The sequence below is a fragment of the Vibrio sp. 661 genome (genome assembly GCF_033339315.1).
Lineage (GTDB): Bacteria > Pseudomonadota > Gammaproteobacteria > Enterobacterales > Vibrionaceae > Vibrio > Vibrio alginolyticus.
Window position 1 is genome coordinate 1 of record NZ_JAWOUJ010000082.1, and the last position, 1,222, is coordinate 1,222.

The 1,222-nt window shown below is 45.9% G+C and carries 1 protein-coding gene and 1 pseudogene; both read left to right on the plus strand.

All coding sequences use genetic code 11. The features are described 5' to 3' along the window. A partial coding sequence (locus tag R7P69_RS24830; protein WP_318121770.1) for a bifunctional 2',3'-cyclic-nucleotide 2'-phosphodiesterase/3'-nucleotidase occupies positions 1 to 998 on the plus strand: 998 nt, incomplete at its 5' end. Between the two features lie 108 nt (positions 999 to 1,106). Continuing rightward, positions 1,107 to 1,222: pseudogene (locus R7P69_RS24835) on the plus strand (Crp/Fnr family transcriptional regulator); the annotation flags it as partial.

A 1,222-nucleotide genomic window follows, 5' to 3' on the forward strand; every position in this document is an offset into this window, starting at 1 on the left:
CTGAAGCTCGACCAATTTTCGACAAAGCGACTAAGAAATCGCTTGCAGAAGCAGACCAAGGCATCATTAAAGCACTCGAAGACGATCACAAAGGCACTCGCGAATTCGTTAACCAACCAATTGGTAAAGCGAATGACGTGATGTACAGCTTCTTGGCTTTGGTGCAAGATGACCCAACAATCCAAATCGTTAACCTTGCACAAAAAGACTACGTTGAACGTTTCATTCAAGGCGATCCAGACCTTGCCGACATTCCAGTTTTGAGCGCGGCAGCGCCGTTTAAAGTGGGCGGACGTAAAGATGATCCGAACGGCTTCACTGAGGTAGAATCTGGCCAACTGACTTTCCGCAACGCCGCCGACTTGTACCTATACCCAAATACGCTCGTAGCAATGAAGGTGAAAGGCAAAGAAGTACATGAATGGCTAGAGTGCAGCGCGGGCCAATTCAAGCGCATTGATGTCAATACGACTCAGCCACAATCGTTAATTGATTGGGATAACTTCCGTACGTACAACTTTGACGTGATTGATGGTGTGGAATACCAAATCGACATCACTCAGCCACCGAAGTACGACGCGAATTGTAAAGTCATTAATCCGGACTCCCAGCGTATCGTGAATCTGACTTTCAATGGCAAACCAGTTGATCCGAAACAAGATTTCATCATCGCGACTAACAATTACCGCGCGTACAGCAATACCTTTCCTGGCTCTGGTCCGGACTTCATTGCATTTGACTCTCCAGACGAAAACCGTTCTGTGGTTGCTGCGTACATTTCTCGCGTCAGTGAGGAAAAAGGCGAAGTCACGCCAAGCGCTGACAATAACTGGTCGTTCGCACCAATTAAGTCAGACAAAAAACTGGATATTCGCTTTGAAACCTCACCGAGCGAAAAAGCTTCGAAGTTTATCCAAGACAAAGGCCAATACCCGATGAACCGCGTCACAACTGACGAAGTGGGATTTGCGATTTATCAGATCGATTTAAACAAATAAGCGACTCCATGTTCAAACTAGCGGCTCCTCAGTGAGCCGCTTTTTGTTGCTGCACAAAGCAGTTAAGATAGTTCAAATACGCTAACCCTTTCACTGCAGATAACCTTCATGCAAAACGACGTATTTTTCGATCTCACTCAACATGGCTTTTCAGAAGACGAAGCCTCACAACTCATGGTCTATGGACAAGAGTTAGAATTACCTACTAGACACATTCTTAGCCA